Genomic DNA, 19935 nt, shown 5'->3' with positions numbered 1-19935 from the left:
GAGCGGGTAAGGTGCGGATAAAACAAGAGGGGAGCCATGATGGCTCCCCTCTTTGTTGTGCGCTGCCAGCAGCGACTTGTCGGGTCAGTCTCAGTGGCTGAGGTCGACCCGCACTATCTCTTCTTCGTCGCGGTACTGGCGCTTGAGCTCGCTCTTGCTCTTCATCACGATCTCGCCGTCACGGCCAATATTCATGTGCTCGGGATTTTCAAGGTGCATCGCCTGCCAGGCCATCACGGCCTGCAGGGAGGTGGCCTTCTGCTCGTCGGTGAGGGGCTTGCCATCTGGCCACTTGCCAAGCTCGACCGCGGTCTTGAGCCGCTCGTACACCTCTTTGGGCATCTGCCTGATTGCTTGTTGAAACTCACCTTGTTGATACGACATCCGGCCTCTCCTTGAAATTGAGCCATGAACCCGGGCTTGGGCGGGCAGATCCTGGCGGGTTATGCAGGTAGATCCTGACGGACTACGCCAGCCATCTGCTCCATCACCCGCACTACCTGACAACTGTATCCGAACTCGTTGTCATACCACACGTAGAGCACGCAGTGATCCCCTTCGGCGATGGTGGCCTGGGAGTCCACGATGCCGGCGAAGCGGGAACCCACCATGTCGGAGGAGACCAGCTCGGTGCTGGCACTGAAGTCAATCTGGCGATGCAGGGCCGAGCTCAGCGACATCTGTTGCAGATAGGCGTTGAGGCTCTCCCGATCGGTGGCCTGCTCCAGCGACAGGTTGATGATGGCGAGCGACACGTTGGGAGTCGGCACCCGGATGGCGTTGCCGGTGAGCTTGCCCTTGAGTTCGGGCAGCGCCTTGGCTACCGCCTTGGCGGCACCCGTGCTGGTCATCACCATGTTGAGGGCTGCACTGCGACCGCGGCGCTCGCCCTTGTGATAGTTGTCGATCAGGTTCTGATCGTTGGTGTAGGAGTGCACCGTTTCGACGTGGCCGTGGCGGATGCCGTATCTCTCCTGCATCACCTTGAGCACAGGGGTGATGGCGTTGGTGGTGCAGGAGGCGGCGGAGATGATGCGATCTTCCGGGGTGATCACCTCATGGTTGACCCCGAATACCACGTTCTTCATCTCGCCCTTGCCGGGAGCGGTCAGCAGCACCTTGCCGGCGCCGCGCGCCTTGAGATGTTCACTGAGGCCTGCCTCGTCGCGCCAGACGCCGGTGTTGTCGATGATCAGGGCGTTCTGGATGCCATAGGCGGTGTAATCGATATCGGCCGGGCTATTGGCGTAGATCACCTGGATGTAGGTGCCGTTGGCGATGATGGCGCTGCGCTCCACGTCCACTTCGATGGAACCGTTGAAGGGGCCATGGACGGAGTCGCGGCGCAGCAGGCTGGCGCGTTTTTCCAGATCTCCGTCACGACCGCCGCGTACCACGATGGCGCGCAGGCGCAGGGAGTTGGCGGCGCCGGTACGTTCGATCAGCAGGCGGGCCAGCAGGCGGCCGATGCGACCAAAACCGTAGAGCACTACATCCGTCGGCTGGGGAACCTCACCACGGCCCAGGGCCGGTGCCAGTTTGGCTTTCAGATAGTCCTCAATGCCCGCCTCATCCTGATGCTCCTGCCAGTAACCAACGGCCAGTTTACCCAGATCGATCTCGGCAACAGTCGGTTTCAGGGCCACGATGGCCTGCAGCAGGGGAAAGCTCTGTTGGATGGGGAGGGGGGCGCCCTGGTGGCGGCGTACGACCCTGTGGGCCTTGAGGATATCGATGGTGGAGGCGTTTTGCAGCGGACGTCCGTAGACGGTGATCTCGACCCCTTGCTGGCGATAGAGACGACCAATCAGGGGTTGCATGGCTTCGGCGAGCTCCTGGCTCTCCTGCCACGCTTGCAAGTAGTGCTCGTGGGTCATTAACCAGATCCTTTATTTCACGTTGTTGGTGCAAATAGAAAATCGTCGAATGCAGATCACTGTAGGGGTGTATATTTCGTTATATTATTCTGCAGTCGCGGCCTTGAGTGGCGCGCGCATTGTAATGGATATGTAACCGGTTTGCTAGCCGGAGGTGGCCGCATCAGGCTCCTATTGTAATTAACCAGATGTGAGTCATGACAGATCTGCCTATGCGCCCAACACTCATCCTGCTCCCGATCATGTTTGCCGCCGCAGGCTGCAATGACGATCGGCTCCACAACATTTGCAACAACCATCCCGAGTTGTGTCAGGACTTGGTGGACGATGGCTGGTGCCGCTACGAGCGTACCGACATCATCCGCAGCCGTTTCTACCTCAAGGAGGAGGAGACGGATCGCCGCAAATACGAGCTGATTCGCAACCTTGAGCGCTACCTCAAGTGCGCGGAGCGCTCCACCAACATCGAATACAAGAATGCCAAGGAGCTCAAGAGTCCGCGGGTGGAAGGCATGCTGGCCGCCGGCGAACAGCTGGCCCAGCTGGATGTGGCGACCCGCAACTCCCAGGACCCCTACCTGCTGCTTTGGCACTGGACCAACAACACCAACGAGCTGGCTCGCCAGCAGTTCATGGCGCTCGAGGGCAAGCCGGTGCTCGAGGAGCCTGAATTGCAGCTGGCGCTGGGGGGCATCTATGCCAAGAGCGATCCGGCCAAGGCGATCGACACCCTGCAGCACGGCCTCTCTCTCTACCGGCAGGGGGACGCGGTCAACAGCCGCCTGCTGACCTCCCTCAGTACCCTCTACATGGGTCAGAAGCAGTATGGGCAGGCCTACCTCTGGGGCAAGGTGAGCGAATCGTTCAAAGGCTCTCCCGAGGTCTCCACCGCACGCTTTGGCATCTATCACACCCTGAGCAAGACCGATCTCGAAGCCTACGACAAGCGGGCCGCCGAGCTGGTCGAGCAGATCCGGCAAGGCAACTACCGGCCTTGAGACAATGATGACGTTACAGACACAGACTTCCTGTTGGCCCGACCCCTTTGCCATCGACTTTGTCCACGGCCAGGTGCCGACCGATGGCAGCACCCTGGAGCGCCTGACGGTGCGCGCCGTGGTGGCGCGAGATGACGAGCTGCTGCTGGTGCACTCCCGGGTCAATGGCGACTTCATGTTCCCGGGCGGCGGCGTCGAGGCAGGTGAGAGCCATGCCCTGGCGCTGGCCCGCGAACTGCGAGAGGAGTGCGGCGCCGAGCTGCTGGAGGTGGGGCCCCTGCTCGGCGAGACCCGCGAGTACCGGCCGGCCCGGGAGCAGGGGGTCGATGCCTACTGCATACGCTCCCTCTATTACCTCTGCCGGATCGGGGAGACGCTGGTGGCCCCACAGCCCCAGCCCTACGAGATCCGGCTCGGTTTCGTACCCGGCTGGATCGCCATCGAGGAGGCGCTGCAGATCAACAAGACCCAGCTGGCGGGCCCCTGTCCGCAGTGGACTGTGCGCGAGACCCGGGTGCTGGCCCAGCTGCAGCTCTGGTGGCAGCGCGGCGTGTTCGATGAGTGGTAATGTCGAGAAGCGGATATAAAAAGAGCGCCTTGTGGCGCTCTTTTTGATGGCAAGGGATGAGGTTACTTGACCTCTTCGCCCTTGGCCTGCAGATCGGCGTGATAGGAGGAACGCACGAAGGGACCGCAGGCGGCGTGGCTGAAGCCGAGCTCCATCGCCACGTCTTTCAGCTCGTCGAACTCTGCGGGCGGCACGTAGCGCTTCACCGGCAGGTGGTGGCGGCTCGGCTGCAGATACTGGCCCAGAGTCAGCATGTTGACGCCGTGCTCGCGCAGATCCTTGAGCACCTCGACTATCTCTTCGTTGGTTTCGCCAAGACCCATCATCAGACCGGACTTGGTCGGTACGTGCGGGTGCATCTCCTTGATGCGGCGCAGCAGCTCCAGCGACCACTTGTAGTCGGCGCCCGGACGGGCCACCCGGTACATACGCGGGGCGGTTTCCAGGTTGTGGTTGAAGACGTCCGGCGGGGTCTCGCGGAACACCTCGAGGGCCTGCTCCATGCGACCGCGGAAGTCCGGGGTCAGGATCTCGATGCGGGTCTGCGGGCTGTGCTCGCGGATCTGCTTGATGCAGTCGGCGAAGTGCTGGGCACCACCGTCGCGCAGATCGTCGCGGTCCACCGAGGTGATCACCACGTACTTGAGGTTCATCTCCTTGATGGTGAGCGCCAGCTTCTTCGGTTCTTCCGGATCCAGCGGGAGCGGACGGCCGTGGGCCACGTCGCAGAAGGGGCAGCGACGAGTACAGATGGCGCCCATGATCATGAAGGTCGCCGTGCCGTGGTTGAAGCACTCCGCCAGGTTGGGGCAGGAGGCCTCTTCACAGACCGAGTGCAGCTTGTTCTTGCGCAGGGTGCTCTTGATGTGCTCGATCTTCTGGCTGGAGGGGGGCAGTTTGATCCGCATCCAGTCCGGCTTGCGAAGGAGTTCTTCGTTGGGATCCGGCATGAATTTCACCGGGATCAGGGCCATCTTGTCGCCATCGCGCAGCTTGACGCCCGGCTCCATACGAACGGGTTTGCTCATGATTCACTCTCGGTGTTTGTTATTGTCTGATAGCCAATCAGGCTGGCCAGTTCGGCCACCAGAATGGATTGCGCCTCGGCCACGCTTTGCGGGCCGCCCAGGGCGCTGGTCTGGGTCATGGCCATGCCCGCGTAGCCGCACGGATTGATGTGCAGGAAGGGGGTCATGTCCATGTTGATGTTGAGGGCCAGCCCGTGAAACGAGCACCCCTTGCGGATGCGCAGGCCGAGGGAAGCCAGTTTGGCCTCCATGCCGAGCTCGTTTTTCACGTAGACACCGGGGGCGTCCGCTTTGGCATAGGCCGTGATGTCGCTTTTCGCCAGGGTATTGATGATGGCGGTCTCCAGCGCGGTGACCAGTTCGCGCACCGTCAGCTTGCAACGGCGCACATCCACCAGCACATAGAGCACCAGCTGGCCGGGACCGTGATAGGTTATCTGGCCGCCGCGATCGCTCTGTACCACCGGGATATTGCCCGGGTTCAGCAGATGTTCGGCCTTGCCGGCTTGCCCCTGGGTGTAGACGGGATCGTGCTCCACCACCCAGAACTCGTCCGGGGTCTCGCCGGTGCGGCTGTCGGTGAAGGCTTTCATGGCGTCCCATACCGGTTGGTAGGGACGACGGCCCAGATGTCTGACGATAAGCGTGGGCTGGGCGGGGATCCGGGATGACATGGCTTCCTCACGGCAGGCTGCTGCCAAAAACAGTCGCCCCGCAGAACGGGGCGAGAGAGACGTTACAGTACGTATTTCACCAGCTCGATCTTGCCGAGGGCGGTATACATCGCCTCGATGTGCTCCTTGCTCTGGGCGGTGACCGTCACTCGGACCGAGTGATAGTTACCCTTGGAGCTGGGCTGGACGGTCGGGCTGTAAGTTCCGGGGGCGTGCTGCTGCAGCACTTCCACCACCATGTCCGGCAGCGCCGGATCGGCGACGCCGAGCACCTTGAACGGGAATTTGCAGGGAAACTCCAGCAGTTCATCAAACTTGGTATTCATTTACTCACCTTTTGCATCGTCACGGGGACGACTTCATCTTGGATGGCTAGTTGCCGGTGGCCCCTTGGGGCCGCCATTGCTGTCTATATGGGCACGATCCTGGCCAGGATCAAGGCCCGGAGCGGTCAGACAAGAATGGGAGTGCTGCTTTTTACCACAAATCGGGGTGTGGCGGAACCTGCAGTTTGCAGGGTTATTCACTGCCCTGACGGCCAGAGACAGCAGCGGCGCCTGTTGGCGCCGCTGCTGGGTGAGGATTGTGCGTCTCTGTTACTTGAACCAGCTGGAAACCAGCAGTACCAGATAGTCCCACAGACGGCTCATCAGACCGCCTTCCTGCACTTCTTCCAGAGCAACCAGCGGAACCTGCTTGATCTCCTTGTCGCCCTGCTTGAGGAACACGGTACCGACTCGCTGACCCTTGGCCAGTGGAGCTTTGAGCTCGCTGTCGAGCTGGAAGTCAGCTTTGAGGTTGTTGCCCTGACCGCGGGTCACCAGCACGGAGACATCCTGGTCGACGCCCAGTTTTACCTCGGACTTGTCACCCATCCAGATCTTCTGGGTGACCAGCTCGGTACCAGCCTTGTACGGGGTCAGGCTCTGGAAGAAACGGAAACCGTAGGTGAGCAGCTTCTTGCTCTCGGCGGCGCGGGTGGCTTCGCTGTTGGCACCCAGCACGACTGCGATCAGGCGCATGCCTTCGTTGTTGGTGGCGGAGGAGACCAGGTTGTAGCCCACCTGGCTGACGTGACCGGTCTTGATGCCATCCACCTGCAGGGACTGGTCCCACAGCAGGCGGTTGCGGTTGTGCTGGGTGATGCCGTTGAAGACGAAGGACTTCTGGGAGTAGATCTTGTACTCCTCCGGCAGATCGCGGATCAGCGCCTGACCCAGACGGGCCATGTCATGGGCGGTACTGTAGTGGCCTTCCGCATCCAGACCGTGGGGGTTCACGAAATGGCTGTCATTCATGCCGAGCTTGGCTGCCCAGCTGTTCATCAGGCTGGCGAAGGAGTCGGTGCTGCCCGCCAGGAATTCGGCCATGGCGACGCAGGCGTCGTTGCCGGACTGGATGATGATGCCCTTGTTGAGATCATCAACGGAGACCTGTTTGCCCACCTCGATGAACATTTTGGAGGAGTCGGCGTAGTTCTTGGACCAGGCGTTCTGGCTGATGGTCACCATGTCGGTGCGCTTGATGTTCCCCTTGGCCAGCTCCTGGCCAATGATGTAGGAGGTCATCATCTTGGTCAGACTGGCAGGCGGCAGACGCTCTTCGGCGTTCTGCTCGGCCAGCACCTGACCGGAGTAGTAATCGATGAGAATATGGGCCTTGGCGGAGATTTCCGGCGCGGCGGGAACGACCACAGGGTTGGCGTTCGGCGTAGGGACAGGCGTGTTGGCCTGAGCGGTGGCGCTTATCAGAGAGGCCAGAATAACGGAACGGGCAAATTTGGACATCTTGAAATTCCTGCGAGCCAGATGGGGAATGAATGCGGGCCTAACTATACCAGATGCACCCGCCGGTCATAGTCCGACGTGGCGATCAACTCTGGTTTTTTATCCATCGGCCCCGTTCACCACGCCACAAAGCGACGTGATGAGCGGGTTTGCCGGCAGATAGACCCACAATCTGGAGGGGATCAGGGCACGATGAACGCCTGTTCCAGCCCACCCTGGCGAACTTTTTCCAGTGTGCTCAGTTGTTGGTCGGCCGGGATCGGGCCTATCAGCACCCGGAAGATGGCGCCATGGGTGTCGATCCGGTAGGGCACGCCGTAGCGCTGGGTCATTACCTTGCCCATCGCCTCGGCTCGCTCCCGGGAGCCGCTGGCCAGCACCTGGATCATCTTGCCCTGACCACTGGCCGCCTGGGGCTGAGCCTGTTTGGCCGCAACCGGCTTGCTGGCGCTGCTGGCCGGTGTGGCCGGCTTGGGCGAGGGGGCAACCTGGGTGTCTGCCGGTGTCTCGGCCGGCAGCATCGGGGCCATCGGCTCCATGATCACCCGCTGATCCGGCGTGTCGCTGATGAGTTCAAGCCGCACACGGGCCTCGCCGGTGTGGACCATGTCCAGCTGCTCGGCGGCGGCGTAGGAGAGGTCGATGAGGCGGCTGCTGTCAAACGGACCGCGGTCATTGACCCGCACTATGGTCTCGAGGCCGTTGTCCAGATTGGTGACCCGCACATAGCTCGGGATCGGCAGGTTGCGGTGGGCGGCGCTGAACAGCTTGCTGTCCAGCACGTCGCCGTTGGCGGTCTTGTTGCCGTCCAGATCCTTGGCCAGCCAGCTGGCGGTGCCCTCCTCGGTGTAGTGCTTGATGTCGCGCCATACCTCGTATTTCTGCTTGCCAATCCAGTAGTTCCGGTTGCCGCTGGTACTCAGGGGCTCGGGGCGCGGAATGGCGCCAGTGGCTTGCGGTATCTCGATAACGGGCGGTTTGCTGACCGGTGCTTGCTGTTCGACCGGGGCGCTCTGTTCCGGCTGGCTGCTACAGGCGGCCAGCAACAAGCTCAGGCTGAGCGGGAGGAGTTTGTGACGAAGTTGCATACGCTTCCTGAATGGCTTGGCTAAGTTGGTACACCGCCATCGCATAAAGGGGGCTGCGATTGTAGCGGGTGATCACATAAAAATTATGCCGTGCGACCCAGTATTCCGGTCCATCGGCTTGTTCGAATGCCAGCAACTTGACCGGCGTCTGTGGGGTCGGCGGGATGGCAAGCTCGATGCCTGCCGCCGCCAGTTCCGCCCATTGTTGTGTCAGCTCGGGCTCGGATCTCAGCAGGGGCTCGATCGCCAGCAAACCGGTCTGGGCCGGTTCGACCACCGACTCGCCCCAGCGCCACTGATGTTCGGCAAAGTAGTTGGCCACGCTGCCGATGGCATCGGCCGGATTGGCAAACAGATCCCGTTTGCCGTCACCGTCGAAATCGACGCCGTAGTGACGATAGCTGGAGGGCATGAACTGCCCCATCCCCATGGCCCCGGCGTAGGAGCCCTTGAGGCGCGCCAGCGGCCAACCCTCTTCCCGGGCCAGCAGCACCAGCTGGGCAAACTCCTTGGCGAAGAAGTCGGCCCGCGCCGGATAGTGAAAACCCAGGGTATAGAGACTGTCCAGTACCGGATGACGCCCCATCTGTCGGCCGTAGAAGGTCTCGACCCCTATGATGGCCACGATGAGCGCCGCAGGCACCTTGTAGGTCTGCTCGGCCCGGCTCAGGGTGGCGGCATGGCGCTGCCAGAAGCGCAGTCCGTCGGCAATCCGCTCCTGAGTCACGAACAGCGGTCGGTAGCGATACCAGGGCTTGGCCTCCCAGGGACGGTTGATGGTGTCGAGCACCTCTTGGCGCAGCTTGGCCTCCTTGGCGGCAGCCTGCAGCGCCGCCAGCGGTACCTGTTGCTGCTCGGCGAGCTGCGCCAGACGCTCCTGCGGCACACCGGCCTGGGCCGTCATGGCCCAGAGGGAGAGCAGTGCCCAACCCCATCTCATCAGGCGAGTAGCCTTCTATGAGTCTGGATTGACATCAGTATGCCAAAACCGGCCATCAGGGTCACCATGGAGGTGCCACCGTAACTCACCAGCGGCAGCGGTACCCCCACCACCGGCAGTATGCCGCTCACCATGCCCATGTTGACGAACACATAGACGAAGAAGGTGAGGGTCAGGGCGCCGCCAAGCAGACGTTCGAAGCTGCTCTGGGCCTGCATCGAGATAAACAGGCAGCGGCTGATGACATAGAGGTAGAGCACCAGCAGCAGGGCGACGCCCACCAGACCGAACTCCTCGCTGAATACCGCGAAGATAAAGTCGGTGTGGCGTTCGGGCAGAAATTCGAGCTGGGACTGGGTGCCCTGCAGCCACCCCTTGCCGAAGACGCCGCCGGAGCCGATGGCGATCTTGGACTGGATGATGTGATAGCCACGGCCGAGGGGATCTTTTTCCGGGTCGAGCAGCATCAGTACCCGCTGGCGCTGGTATTCGTGCATCAGGAAGAACCAGAGCACCGGCATGAAGGCCAGTGCCATTACCACCGCCAGCCCGATCAGCCACCAGCTCAGTCCCGCCAGGAAGATGACGAAGAAACCGGAGGCTGCCACCAGGATCGAGGTGCCGAGATCGGGCTGGGCCGCGATCAGCAGGGTCGGCAACAGCACCATGACCAAGGCGATCGCCACGTGGCTGAGCTTGGGGGGCAGCGAGTGGCGGCTGAGCCAGGCGGCCACCATGATGGGCATGGAGAGCTTCATCACCTCGGAGGGCTGGAACTTCATAAAGCCGAGGTCCAGCCAGCGCTGGGCCCCCTTGCCGATATGGCCGAACACATCCACCGCGATGAGCAGCAGCACCACCACCACAAACAGCGGCACCGACCAGCGGGCATAGAGGGAAGGGGGCAGCTGGGCCATGGCGATCATCAGGGCGAAGGCGATCCCGCCGCGTACCAGCTGGCGCACGATGGAGTCCATGTCCTGACCTGAGGCGGAGTAGAGCACCACCATGGATAGGGCCATCACGGCCAGCAGGCCGAGAAACAGTGGCAGGTCGATATGCAGCTTGTACCAGATGCTCTGCTGGCGGGCAGAATTACTCATGAGGGGCGACCTCTTCAGATTGGGGCTGCTTGACCGGCGCCGGCGGCAGCTGGGGGTCGGGCGGCAGCAGATAGGCATCCAGCATCTGGCGTGCGATAGGCGCACCGGCTCGACCACCGCCGCCACCAATCGAGTTCTCCAGCACCAGGGCGACTACCGCCTTGGGCGCTTCAAACGGCGCATAGGCGACGAACAGTGCGTTGTCGCGGTGCTCGGCCTTGACGGTTTTGATGTTATAGACCTGGTTCTCCTTGAGACCGACCACCTGGGCGGTACCCGACTTGCCACCCGAGGAGTAGGGGGCTTTGGCGAACGAGAGGCGACCACTGCCCTCGCGGCCATGGTTGACGCGCCACATGCCGTCCTGGGCCACTTTCCAGTAGCTGTCGTTTTTCACCTGCAGAGCCATCTTCTGGTTGACCGGGGCGTCTTCGTTGCCTGTGGCTGAAGTCAGGCGCTTCAACAGGTGAGGTGTCACGTCGTGGCCGTTCTGGGTCAGTATGCTGATCGCCTTGGCCAGCTGGATTGGCGTGGCACTCCAGTAACCCTGACCGATGCCGACCGAGATGGTATCGCCCTGATACCAGGGCTGGCGCCAGCGCGCCATCTTCCAGTCGCGGGACGGCATGACACCCTTGGTCTCTTCATAGAGATCGACGCCACTGTAGCGGCCGAAGCCGAACTTGGTCATGTAGTCGTGGATCTTGTCGATGCCGACCCGGTAGGCGAGATCGTAGAAGTAGGTATCCGCCGACACCTCGATGGCACGGTAGACGTCGAGCCAGCCATGGCCCCAGCGGCGCCAGTCGCGAAACTTCTTGGTGGTGCCCGGAATGGAGAAGCTGGGGCCGCCGAAGTAGCGATAGTTGGGGGTAATGGCCCCCTCGTTGAGCCCCATCACCGCCATCATGGGCTTGACGGTGGAGGCGGGGGCATAGATGCCCTGGGTGGTACGGTTTACCAGGGGACGGGCCGGATCGTTGAGCAGCGCCGAGTAGTTGGCGCTGGAGATGCCGGTCACGAACAGGTTGGGGTCATAGCTCGGGCTCGACTCCATGGCGATGATGGCACCGGTGGAAGGATCCATCATGACGATGGCTCCCCGCTGGCCTCCCAGCAGCTGCTGGGCCTTGAGTTGCATCCGGATGTCGATGTTGAGGTAGATGTCCTTGCCCGGGATCGGCGGCTGGAACTTGAGGGTGCGCACCACCCGGCCGCGGTTATTGACCTCGACTTCCTGATAGCCGGCCACCCCGTGCAGATCGTCCTCGTAGTATTTCTCCACCCCCTGCTTGCCGATGTCTTTGGTGGCGGCATAGTTGGCGAGCTTCTCCTCCTTTTCGAGGCGTTCCACGTCGCGGGTGTTGATCTTGGCCACATAGCCGAGGGCATGGGTGAGGGTATCGCCAAACGGGTAGTAGCGCTTGAGGTAGGCCTCGATGCTGGCGCCTGGGTAGTTGTGCTGGTTGACCGAGAAGAGGGCTACCTGATACTCGGTCAGCTTCTCGTACAGCGCCACCGGCTTGAAGCGGCGCTGACGTTTCACCTCGGCCAGGAACTTCTCCTTGGTTCCCTCCGGCAGCTTCAGCAGGGCGATGAGGTCGTCGGCGGTCTTCGCCAGATCCTTGGTCTCTTCCGGCACGATTTCCAGGCTGTAGACGGGGCGGTTCTCCGCCAGCAACACGCCGTTGGCGTCATAAATGAGGCCGCGGGGCGGCGCCACCGGCACGACCCGGATCCGGTTGTCATTGGAGCGGGTCTGATAGGTGTCGTAGGACTCTACCTGCAGGTAATAGAGATTGCCCAGCAGCACCAGCATCAGCACTATGATGCCGATGTAGGCTACCAGGGTGCGCCGGAAGAACAGATTGCCCTCGGCACTGTGATCGCGCATCTCGATGCGTTGTTTCAGCATGCCTCTACCTCAACTCCATGGGGGGCAATAACAGCAAGAACGGCATGGTTCACTCTCTGTAGTACGCAAATGCAGCAGGGACGATCGGCCACGACATCATGGATCACTCCCTGTGATACGGGTGATTGGTGGTGATGCTCCAGGCCCGGTAGAGGCTCTCGGCTACAAGAACTCGCACCAGCGGGTGGGGCAGAGTCAGCGGTGACAGGGACCAGCTCTGCTCAGCCGCGGCCTTGCATTCGGGCGACAATCCCTCGGGCCCGCCCACCAGCAGGGCCACGTCGCGGCCGTCCAACTTCCACGCCTCGAGCTGGTTGGCCAGTTGCTCCGTGGTCCAGGGCTTGCCCGGGATATCCAGGGTGACGATGCGCGAGCGACCGGCTGCCGCCAGCATGGCCTCCCCCTCTTTTTGCAGGATGCGGGGAATGTCGGCATTCTTGCCGCGCTTGCCGGCGCCAATTTCCACCAGCTCGAACGGCATGTCTTTCGGGAAACGGCGACGGTACTCTTCGAAGCCATGTTCTACCCAGGCGGGCATCTTGGTGCCCACCGCAATCAACTGGATCTTCATGGTCGTTACGCCTGGATCGGGGCGCCGCCCCACAGTTTTTCCAGTTGGTAGAAGTCGCGATATTCGTCCTGCATCACGTGCACGATCACCGACCCCATGTCTACCAGTACCCATTCGCCGCTCAGCTGGCCTTCCACGCTCAGCAGATCGAGTCCGGCATGGCGGGCTTCGCTGGCCAGATGACTGGCGATGGCGCAAACGTGGCGGTTGGAGTTGCCAGAGCAGATGATCATGGTATCAGTGATGCTGGATTTGCCGCGCACATCGATGGTGATGATATCGCGGCCTTTCATGTCATCGATCTTGTCGATGATAAAGGCGTGTAGTTCTTGGCCTTGCAATGAGTCTCTCCTGTATTCCGGCGCGCTCGTACGGCGTGAGGGCGGCGGATTATATCATGGTCAATCCCGTTTCCCCATTGGGCTGAGACGGGATTACGACAGGGTCTTACTGGCCGGTGGCGCGGTAGAGCCCCTGTTGATCAATATAGTGTGCAACCGACTCGGGCAGGAGGTAGCGGACATCCTGTCCCGCCTCCAGCAGCGCTCGCAGCCGGGTAGCCGACAGCGCGACGGGCTGGTTGTCCGCCAGCCAGATATGGCCGGCCAGACGCTGATGCAGTGCCTGCACCCGGGTGGTCTGGTGGCGAGCCAGCAAGTCGGCGATCTCCGCGGGATAGTCGGGCTGCCAGCCGGGGCGTGAACTCACCACCAGATGGGCATAATCGAGCAGCTCCTGCCAGCGATGCCAGCTTGCCAGGCTCAGCAGCGAATCCATCCCCATCAGAAAGCAGAGCGGCGTGTCGGGCAGCTCATTCCTCAGCTCGACCAGTGTATCAATGGTCCAGGAGGGCTTGTCCCGCCAAAGTTCCCGTTCATCCACCACGAAACCGCGATTCTCCGCCGCCGCCAACCGGACCATGGCCAGACGCTGTTCGCTCGAGCAGAGGGGGTGTGCCCTGTGAGGCGGAATATGGTTCGGGATCAGGCGGATCTCTTCGAGCCGCAAGGCATCGCGCGCCTCGATGGCGGGTCTCAGGTGGCCGATGTGAATGGGATCGAAGGTCCCCCCCAGCAGGCCGACAGGAGCCTTCAGCGGGCCGATTGAAGCCTTCAGCACGGACTCTCCTCCATCGCCAGCGGCAACGGGGTGCCATCGCGAAAGCCGAGAGCCAGGGTCTGCAGCATCAGCCAGGCTTGCTCGGTATCGAAGCGGCGCTGGGCGTCATCGAGCCGGGCCATCAGTTGCCACAGCTGCTGCAGTTTGGCGAAGGGGAGCCGGGTCAGCGTCTGCTGGATCAGCTGCTGGCGGCTCTGCCAGATGCGCAGTCGGCTGAAATGCTCCCCCAGCGGTTGGCCACTGCGCATGGCCAGCGACAGCTCGGTGAGCTGCTCCAGCTCGCGGCACAGGGTCCATGCCAGCATGCCGGGTTCGGTGCCCTCGGCACGTAGGGCCGCCAGGATCCGCTGGGCCCGGTTCACCTTGCCCTCCAGCAGGGTATCGACCAGCTGGAACGGGGTAAAGTGGGCGTGGCGGATGATAGTCTCCTGCAGATAGGCGACGCTGATGGGCTGGGGCGGCGAGAGCAGGGTCAGCTTCTCTATCTCCTGGCTCGCGGCCAGCAGGTTGCCCTCATAGCTGTGACACATGAAGTTGATGGCATCCGGCAGCGCCTTGAGACCGAAACGCTGGAAGCGAGCATTCATCCAGCGCGGGAAAAACTTGGGCTCGGGATGGTTGACCGGCACATAGGTGCCGATCTGGTAGAGCTTGTCGAACCAGGCCGCCTTCATCTGGGTCTGGTTGAGACGACCGCCGCTCAACACCAGCAGCAGGTCGGGGTGGAGCTGTTTGCCGATCTCGCTGATGCGGGCGGCGAGATCCTTGTCGACCTTGGCGGGCAACTCCAGCTCGATGATTTGGCGGGCGGAGAAGAGGCTCATGGCTTGGCAGGCGTCGTAGACCTGATTCCAGTCCAGTCCCTGCTCGACCACGAAGGTATGGCGTTCATCGAATCCCTGCTTGCGGGCGATCTGGCGGATGGCGTCGAGCGCCTCCAGCCGCAGCAGTGGCTCGTCGCCAAAAACGAGATAGCAGGGCCGAAGCCCTGCTTTGAGGTGTTCACCAAACTGCTCGGGGTAGATCCGCATCAGAAGCTGACCTGGCTCAACTGACGGATCACCTGGCTGGCCGCCTGCTCCTGCATCTCGCGGTTGAGCTGCTCCTGCTCGCGGGAGGAGGCCAGCGCCGCATCCGGCTTGTTCAGGAAGCTGCGGTTGAAGTTGATGGGGAAGACTTGAGTCGGCTTGCCCGGTACTGCGACGGTGAAGCGGGTGCTAAAGCCCAGCACATACTCGGTATCGGCCCCCAGGGCATTGACCGAGGCAACCTGGCTGGAGCTGCCGATGCCGCCCAGAGTCAGCACCGGGATGCCCTCCTTGTCGGCCAGGGTGACGCCCGCAGCCTTGAGGCGGGTGGTGACCAGGCGGTAGAAGTCGCTCTTGTTGTCGCCCACGACCTTCATGGTCATCAACTCCGCCGGGATGCCGGTGCCGCGCATATGAAAACCGCAACCCTGCAGCAGCAGGGCTGCCAGCATGATGGCCATCCAGCGAGTGAAGATGGAGCCCATATGAAATCCTCTTTGCGTTAAGTGAAGAGCGGCGGGCGCAAGGCCCGCCGTTATCATCCGTTTACCGTCACCGCTTGGCAACGATCAGTTGGCAACGATGTTGAGCAGCTTGCCCGGCACATAGATCACCTTGCGAACGGTCAGGCCGTCGGTGAACTTCTGTACCGAGGCGTCGGCCATGGCCAGCTTCTCGACGTCGGCCTGGTTGATGTCGGCCGGCACGGTCAGTTTGCCGCGCATCTTGCCGTTGATCTGCACCACCACCAGCTTCTCGGTCTCGACCATGGCGGCCTCGTCGGCGACCGGCCAGGTGGCGTGGTCGATGTCCTCGCCTTTGCCCAGCATCTTCCACAGCTCGAAGCCGATGTGCGGAGTGATGGGGTAGAGCATGACCACGACCGCTTCCATCGCTTCCTGCATCAGGGCGCGATCCTGAGGCTCGGAGCCCAGTTTGGCCAGGTTGTTCATCAGCTCCATGATGGCGGCGATGGCGGTGTTGAAGGTCTGGCGACGACCCACGTCATCGCTCACCTTGGCGATGGTCTTGTGCAGCTCGCGACGAATCGCCTTCTGCTCGCTGGAGAGGGCGGCCACATCCAGCGCCGGCACGGCGCCACCGGCAACGTGTTCGAAGGTGATGCGCCACAGGCGACGCAGGAAGCGCTGGGCACCTTCCACGCCGGAGTCGGACCACTCCAGAGTCATCTCGGCCGGGGAGGCGAACATCATGAACAGGCGGACGGTGTCGGCGCCGTAACGCTCCACCATCAGCTGCGGGTCGATGCCGTTGTTCTTGGACTTGGACATCTTGGTCATGCCGGAGTGGATGACTTCGCGGCCCTCAAGGTCCACCGCCTTGATGATGCGGCCTTTCTCGTCACGCTCCACCTTGACGTCGGTCGGGCTGACCCAGACGTTGCCACCCTTTTCGTCCTTGTAGTAGAAGGCGTCGGCCAGCACCATGCCCTGGCAGAGCAGGCGCTTGAACGGCTCGTCGCTGTTCACCAGGCCCGCGTCACGCAGCAGCTTGTGGAAGAAGCGGGCGTAGAGCAGGTGCATACAGGCGTGCTCGATGCCGCCGATGTACTGATCCACCGGCAGCCAGTGGTTGGCGGCCGCGGGATCCAGCATGCCCTTGTCGTAGTCCGGGGAGCAGTAGCGGGCGTAGTACCAGGAGGACTCCATGAAGGTGTCGAAGGTATCTGTCTCGCGGAACGCTTCCTGACCGTTGTAAGTGGTCTTGGCCCACTCGGCATCGGCCTTGATCGGGCTCTGGATGCCGTCCATCACCACGTCTTCCGGCAGCAGTACCGGCAGCTGGTTTTCCGGCGTCGGCACTACTGTGCCGTCAGCCAGGGTCAGCATGGGGATGGGGGCGCCCCAGTAGCGCTGACGGGAGACACCCCAGTCGCGCAGGCGGTAGTTGACGGTGCGTTTGCCCTTGCCAATTGCTTCCAGCTTGGTGGCGATGGCATCGAAGGCCGCCTGGAAGTCGAGACCGTCGAACTCGCCGGAGTTGAACAGCACGCCTTTCTCGGTGTAGGCCGCCTCGCTCACGTCTACTTCGCCATCGGCCGGCTTGATCACCGCCTTGATGTCGAGGCCGTATTTGGTGGCGAATTCGAAGTCACGCTGGTCGTGACCCGGTACCGCCATCACGGCGCCGGTGCCGTAGTTCATCAGCACGAAGTTGGCGACCCAGACCGGGGCCTTGCGACCATCCAGCGGATGAATGGCGTAGAGGCCGGTGGCCATGCCCTTCTTCTCCATGGTGGCGAGCTCGGCTTCGGCCACCTTGGTGTTCTTGCACTCTTCGATAAAGGCGGCCAGCTCCGGATTGTGTTCGGCAGCCTGCAGGGCCAGCGGGTGGCCGGCGGCGATGCCCACGTACGTCACGCCCATGAAGGTGTCCGGACGGGTGGTGTAGACCTCAAGGTGCTCATCCTGCCCGTCGATGGCGAAGCTGATGTTGACCCCTTCGGAGCGGCCAATCCAGTTGCGCTGCATGGTCTTGACCATCTCGGGCCAGCCTTCGAGGTTGTCGATGTCGTTCAGCAGCTCTTCGGCATAGTCGGTGATCTTGATGAACCACTGGGGGATTTCTTTCTGTTCCACCGGGGTGTCACAACGCCAGCAGCAGTTGTCCACTACCTGCTCGTTGGCCAGCACCGTCATGTCGTTCGGGCACCAGTTGACGGAGGAGGTCTTCTTGTAGACCAGGCCCTTCTCGTAGAGCTTGGTGAAGAACCACTGCTCCCAGCGGTAGTAATCCGGCTTGCAGGTGGCCAGCTCGCGATCCCAGTCATAACCCAGACCCAGCATCTTCAGCTGGTTCTTCATGTATTCGATGTTTTCGTAGGTCCAGGGCGCCGGCGCCGTGTTGTTCTTGATGGCGGCGTTCTCGGCCGGCAGGCCGAATGCGTCCCAACCTATGGGTTGCAGCACGTTCTTGCCATTAAGGCGTTGATAACGTGAGATAACATCACCTATGGTGTAGTTGCGCACGTGACCCATGTGTAGACGACCAGACGGATAGGGGAACATGGACAGGCAGTAGAACTTCTCCTTGTCTACTTTCTCCACGGCCTTGAAGGTTTTCTTGGCATCCCAGTGCTTTTGCACTGCTGGTTCGATTGATTGGGGAACGTATTGCTCTTGCATTGGTGACATCCGGATCTGTGAAATGGATAGATAAATCAGCTGGGAAATCGCAATAGAATACCCATATCCTGCGGCGGCAACAACCGCCAGCGTCCCTCGGGCCTCAAGCCGGGTCTGATCGGGGTTTAGTAGAGGAGGAACGGCCATGGACAAACATAAAAAAGGATACGAAACCTTCATCGCCGAGCTGAAAAAGCAGTGGCAGGAGACCGGAGAGTTCCAGGGAGAGCGTCTCAACCGGATGATTGCCAGGGTGCAGGCCTATCTGGAGGCAGCCAGCGATCTGACCCAGGACGAGCTGGCCCTGATCGCCGAGTACGTGAAGCGGGATCTGGGCAACTATGATGAGGGGCGCAGTGATGAGGCGGTGGAGGAGTCAGCCTTTATGCTGGCGCTCAAGGACACTGCCTGGTCCTGGCTGGCGGACGTGACCGATCGGGCCCAGGTGGAGTGGCGCGAATTGGCGGACGAGCTGGAGCATAAGGGCGTCTACGAGGCGGGGGAGTGGGTCGGGCTGGGGGTCATGGAGTGCAACCAGTGTGGCTGGCGCCATAAGGTTCTTCGTCCCGAGCAGCTGGATACCTGTCCCGAATGCGGCGGCACCGAATATCACCGCGAACCCCTCTCGCCCTGATTGCCAATCTCTTGAGCATCCAACGAAAAGAGGCGCTATCAGGCGCCTCTTTGTGATTCCTCAGTGGCGTTACTTGCCCGCCACCGCAAGGCCGCCAAAGCGGATCAGCGGGGCATAGAAGCCCTTGCCATCGTTGTGATGCAGGGTATCGCCGACTGCTTCCAGCTCCCCCAACAGGCGATAGAAGTTGCCCGCCACCGTGATGCCGCGCACCGGCTGGATACGCACCCCGTCACGACAGAGGAACCCTGACGCCCCAAAGGAGAAGTCGCCGCTGACCGCATCGGCGCCCGAGTGCAGGCCGTCCAGCTTGACCAGCTCCAGATAGTCGCCGCTCTGCACCTCTGTCTCGCTATGAGGGCCGGTACCGAACACCAGGTGACGAGGGGTCACATCCAGCGCACTGCGGGCGCCGCGAGCCGCCGAGCCGTTGCTCGCCACGCCGAAGTGGCGGGCGGTGGCGCTGTTGTGCAGCAGGGTCTTGAGTTCCCCCTCGCCAATCAGCAGCAGATCCGAGGTGGGGGCACCCTCGCCGTCGAAAGCCTTGATGTTCATGCCGCCCGGCATATGGACCCGGCTCTCCAGAGTGAGCCAGCGGGAGGCAACAGGTTGCCCCACCTTGTCCCGCCAGGGGTTGATCCCCTGCTGGGCCCACTTGCCCGAGAGCGCCGCCTGGAAGCAGCCAAACAGGCTGGCCAGGCAGTTGGTGTTGAAGATGACACTGTAGCGGCCGCTCGCGACCGCCTCACCCGGCAGCAGGCCCGCAGCTACGGTATGGATCTGTTGGGCAAGGGTCTGGCTATCCAGCTCGTCGAAGCGACGGCCATATTGCCCCTGGGAGTGCATGGATTGCCGGCCATCTCGCTCGACCAGGGCCGAGGTGTAGCAGCCGACGGAAAATTCGCCGTGCTCGCAGAAGGTGCCCAGACTGTTGGCGAGCCAGAGACGGCTCTCCCCTTCGAAGAAGCTGTTGTAGGGGGCGCCGGTCACATCCGGTAGGGCCAGCATGTCCGATTCGAGGCGCAGGGCCAGGGCGATCTTCTCCTCCACTGGCGTGGTGTCGGGCTGATTGATCTCGGCGTAGTCGGTGGTGAGCCGGCTGTTGGCGACCGAGATGGCCTGATCCGCATCCACCTTGGCGAAACGGCTGGCGTCACAGGCATCCTGCAGCATGGCATCGAGCGCGGCCTCATCGAGGGACTCGGAGTAGGCGATGCCGACCCGGCCCTCTTTGATCAGGCGAATACCAATCTGCTGGCTGCTGGTGACCTTGTATTCCCCAAGCTCCCCCTTGTCGGCCTTGAGGGAGAAGGCCCTGTCCTGATTGGCGATGATATCCGCCTCGGCATTGAGGCTAGCGACCTTGTCCAGCAGGCGGGCAAGCAGTTGATTCATGTCGATGGTGCTCATCAGGCGTTCCCCCCTACCAGCATAAGGTCCACTTTCAGGCGCTTAATGG

At 61.9% G+C, this 19935-nt stretch carries 20 protein-coding genes; 3 read left to right on the top strand and 17 right to left on the bottom strand.

Annotated features, from left to right (window positions below; all coding sequences use genetic code 11):
- Positions 1-90: 90 nt before the first annotated feature.
- Both BN1123_RS05345 and BN1123_RS05340 read right to left on the bottom strand, forming a co-directional pair.
- Positions 91-384 (bottom strand): YeaC family protein, encoded by a 294-nt coding sequence (locus BN1123_RS05345; protein WP_026457591.1) that lies wholly within the window; start codon positions 382-384, stop codon positions 91-93.
- Between the two features lie 59 nt (positions 385-443).
- The gene (locus BN1123_RS05340) at positions 444-1877 is read right to left on the bottom strand and encodes a glyceraldehyde-3-phosphate dehydrogenase (RefSeq protein WP_042025739.1); all 1434 of its coding nucleotides are present in this window, start codon (positions 1875-1877) and stop codon (positions 444-446) included.
- Positions 1878-2074: 197 nt separating this feature from the next.
- On the opposite strand from BN1123_RS05340, the gene BN1123_RS05335 reads away from it, so the two are divergent.
- Entirely contained in the window at positions 2075-2875 is an 801-nt protein-coding gene (locus BN1123_RS05335) for a DUF2989 domain-containing protein (protein WP_042025738.1), read from the top strand.
- 7 nt (positions 2876-2882) lie between these two features.
- Positions 2883-3443: an NUDIX domain-containing protein gene (locus BN1123_RS05330; protein WP_412149509.1), complete on the top strand. Its 561-nt coding sequence runs from the start codon at positions 2883-2885 to the stop codon at positions 3441-3443.
- 62 nt (positions 3444-3505) lie between these two features.
- On the opposite strand, the gene lipA is transcribed toward BN1123_RS05330, so the two are convergent.
- The 14 genes from lipA to leuS all read right to left on the bottom strand — a co-directional run bounded on the left by lipA (position 3506) and on the right by leuS (position 17842).
- Positions 3506-4471, bottom strand: coding sequence for a lipoyl synthase (gene lipA, locus BN1123_RS05325; RefSeq protein WP_042025734.1), 966 nt, complete (start codon positions 4469-4471; stop codon positions 3506-3508).
- Positions 4468-5145, bottom strand: a complete 678-nt coding sequence (lipB, locus tag BN1123_RS05320) for a lipoyl(octanoyl) transferase LipB (protein ID WP_026457355.1) — start codon at positions 5143-5145, stop codon at positions 4468-4470. The genes lipA and lipB overlap by 4 nt, the downstream gene beginning before the upstream one ends.
- A gap of 62 nt (positions 5146-5207) precedes the next feature.
- Positions 5208-5471, bottom strand: coding sequence for a DUF493 family protein YbeD (ybeD, locus tag BN1123_RS05315; protein WP_026457356.1), 264 nt, complete (start codon positions 5469-5471; stop codon positions 5208-5210).
- Between the two features lie 270 nt (positions 5472-5741).
- Complete coding sequence (locus tag BN1123_RS05310) at positions 5742-6932, bottom strand: D-alanyl-D-alanine carboxypeptidase family protein (RefSeq protein ID WP_042025733.1); 1191 nt, start codon at positions 6930-6932, stop codon at positions 5742-5744.
- A 182-nt stretch (positions 6933-7114) separates the two neighbouring features.
- A complete protein-coding gene (locus BN1123_RS05305; RefSeq protein ID WP_042025732.1) occupies positions 7115-8020 on the bottom strand; it encodes a septal ring lytic transglycosylase RlpA family protein in 906 nt (301 codons plus the stop codon).
- Positions 7962-8960: a lytic murein transglycosylase B gene (gene mltB, locus BN1123_RS05300; protein ID WP_042025731.1), complete on the bottom strand. Its 999-nt coding sequence runs from the start codon at positions 8958-8960 to the stop codon at positions 7962-7964. The genes BN1123_RS05305 and mltB overlap by 59 nt, the downstream gene beginning before the upstream one ends.
- The gene (rodA, locus tag BN1123_RS05295; protein WP_042025730.1) at positions 8960-10063 is read right to left on the bottom strand and encodes a rod shape-determining protein RodA; all 1104 of its coding nucleotides are present in this window, start codon (positions 10061-10063) and stop codon (positions 8960-8962) included. Before rodA ends, mltB begins: the two co-directional genes overlap by 1 nt.
- Positions 10056-11978: a penicillin-binding protein 2 gene (gene mrdA, locus BN1123_RS05290; RefSeq protein ID WP_042025729.1), complete on the bottom strand. Its 1923-nt coding sequence runs from the start codon at positions 11976-11978 to the stop codon at positions 10056-10058. Before mrdA ends, rodA begins: the two co-directional genes overlap by 8 nt.
- A gap of 103 nt (positions 11979-12081) precedes the next feature.
- Positions 12082-12549, bottom strand: a complete 468-nt coding sequence (gene rlmH, locus BN1123_RS05285) for a 23S rRNA (pseudouridine(1915)-N(3))-methyltransferase RlmH (RefSeq protein ID WP_042025728.1) — start codon at positions 12547-12549, stop codon at positions 12082-12084.
- 5 nt (positions 12550-12554) lie between these two features.
- Positions 12555-12890 (bottom strand): ribosome silencing factor, encoded by a 336-nt coding sequence (gene rsfS, locus BN1123_RS05280; RefSeq protein WP_026456714.1) that lies wholly within the window; start codon positions 12888-12890, stop codon positions 12555-12557.
- A gap of 106 nt (positions 12891-12996) precedes the next feature.
- Complete coding sequence (gene nadD, locus BN1123_RS05275; protein ID WP_411662582.1) at positions 12997-13665, bottom strand: nicotinate-nucleotide adenylyltransferase; 669 nt, start codon at positions 13663-13665, stop codon at positions 12997-12999.
- Complete coding sequence (gene holA, locus BN1123_RS05270; RefSeq protein WP_042025725.1) at positions 13662-14699, bottom strand: DNA polymerase III subunit delta; 1038 nt, start codon at positions 14697-14699, stop codon at positions 13662-13664. The genes nadD and holA overlap by 4 nt, the downstream gene beginning before the upstream one ends.
- Positions 14699-15181 carry an LPS-assembly lipoprotein LptE gene (locus tag BN1123_RS05265; RefSeq protein WP_042025723.1) on the bottom strand — a complete coding sequence of 161 codons (483 nt, stop codon included), beginning with the start codon at positions 15179-15181 and terminating at the stop codon, positions 14699-14701. The genes holA and BN1123_RS05265 overlap by 1 nt, the downstream gene beginning before the upstream one ends.
- Before the next feature lie 84 nt (positions 15182-15265).
- On the bottom strand, positions 15266-17842 hold the full coding sequence (gene leuS, locus BN1123_RS05260; RefSeq protein ID WP_042025722.1) for a leucine--tRNA ligase: 2577 nt from the start codon (positions 17840-17842) through the stop codon (positions 15266-15268).
- Between the two features lie 145 nt (positions 17843-17987).
- Here leuS and BN1123_RS05255 point away from each other — a divergent pair, with 145 nt between their 5' ends.
- Positions 17988-18476, top strand: coding sequence for a zinc ribbon-containing protein (locus tag BN1123_RS05255; RefSeq protein WP_026458125.1), 489 nt, complete (start codon positions 17988-17990; stop codon positions 18474-18476).
- A 69-nt stretch (positions 18477-18545) separates the two neighbouring features.
- Here BN1123_RS05255 and BN1123_RS05250 read toward each other — a convergent pair whose 3' ends face one another.
- Positions 18546-19886: a TldD/PmbA family protein gene (locus BN1123_RS05250; RefSeq protein ID WP_042025721.1), complete on the bottom strand. Its 1341-nt coding sequence runs from the start codon at positions 19884-19886 to the stop codon at positions 18546-18548.
- Positions 19887-19935: the final 49 nt, after the last annotated feature.

The sequence above is a fragment of the Aeromonas enteropelogenes genome, assembly GCF_000819845.1.
GTDB classification, from domain to species: domain Bacteria; phylum Pseudomonadota; class Gammaproteobacteria; order Enterobacterales; family Aeromonadaceae; genus Aeromonas; species Aeromonas enteropelogenes.
This window is presented reverse-complemented; position numbering and strand designations above follow the sequence as displayed.

What these genes read in the sequence shown, in the direction of transcription:
- ybeD (WP_026457356.1), bottom strand. Translation starts at nt 5,471, where the DNA reads ATGAATACCAAGTTTGATGAACTGCTGGAGTTTCCCTGCAAATTCCCG.
- BN1123_RS05265 (WP_042025723.1), bottom strand. Translation starts at nt 15,181, where the DNA reads ATGGGCTCCATCTTCACTCGCTGGATGGCCATCATGCTGGCAGCCCTG.
- BN1123_RS05255 (WP_026458125.1), top strand. Translation starts at nt 17,988, where the DNA reads ATGGACAAACATAAAAAAGGATACGAAACCTTCATCGCCGAGCTGAAA.
- leuS (WP_042025722.1), bottom strand. Translation starts at nt 17,842, where the DNA reads ATGCAAGAGCAATACGTTCCCCAATCAATCGAACCAGCAGTGCAAAAG.
- lipA (WP_042025734.1), bottom strand. Translation starts at nt 4,471, where the DNA reads ATGAGCAAACCCGTTCGTATGGAGCCGGGCGTCAAGCTGCGCGATGGC.
- holA (WP_042025725.1), bottom strand. Translation starts at nt 14,699, where the DNA reads ATGCGGATCTACCCCGAGCAGTTTGGTGAACACCTCAAAGCAGGGCTT.
- BN1123_RS05330 (WP_412149509.1), top strand. Translation starts at nt 2,883, where the DNA reads ATGACGTTACAGACACAGACTTCCTGTTGGCCCGACCCCTTTGCCATC.
- BN1123_RS05345 (WP_026457591.1), bottom strand. Translation starts at nt 384, where the DNA reads ATGTCGTATCAACAAGGTGAGTTTCAACAAGCAATCAGGCAGATGCCC.
- BN1123_RS05335 (WP_042025738.1), top strand. Translation starts at nt 2,075, where the DNA reads ATGACAGATCTGCCTATGCGCCCAACACTCATCCTGCTCCCGATCATG.
- lipB (WP_026457355.1), bottom strand. Translation starts at nt 5,145, where the DNA reads ATGTCATCCCGGATCCCCGCCCAGCCCACGCTTATCGTCAGACATCTG.
- BN1123_RS05340 (WP_042025739.1), bottom strand. Translation starts at nt 1,877, where the DNA reads ATGACCCACGAGCACTACTTGCAAGCGTGGCAGGAGAGCCAGGAGCTC.
- mltB (WP_042025731.1), bottom strand. Translation starts at nt 8,960, where the DNA reads ATGAGATGGGGTTGGGCACTGCTCTCCCTCTGGGCCATGACGGCCCAG.
- mrdA (WP_042025729.1), bottom strand. Translation starts at nt 11,978, where the DNA reads ATGCTGAAACAACGCATCGAGATGCGCGATCACAGTGCCGAGGGCAAT.
- rlmH (WP_042025728.1), bottom strand. Translation starts at nt 12,549, where the DNA reads ATGAAGATCCAGTTGATTGCGGTGGGCACCAAGATGCCCGCCTGGGTA.
- BN1123_RS05305 (WP_042025732.1), bottom strand. Translation starts at nt 8,020, where the DNA reads ATGCAACTTCGTCACAAACTCCTCCCGCTCAGCCTGAGCTTGTTGCTG.
- BN1123_RS05310 (WP_042025733.1), bottom strand. Translation starts at nt 6,932, where the DNA reads ATGTCCAAATTTGCCCGTTCCGTTATTCTGGCCTCTCTGATAAGCGCC.
- BN1123_RS05250 (WP_042025721.1), bottom strand. Translation starts at nt 19,886, where the DNA reads ATGAGCACCATCGACATGAATCAACTGCTTGCCCGCCTGCTGGACAAG.
- rodA (WP_042025730.1), bottom strand. Translation starts at nt 10,063, where the DNA reads ATGAGTAATTCTGCCCGCCAGCAGAGCATCTGGTACAAGCTGCATATC.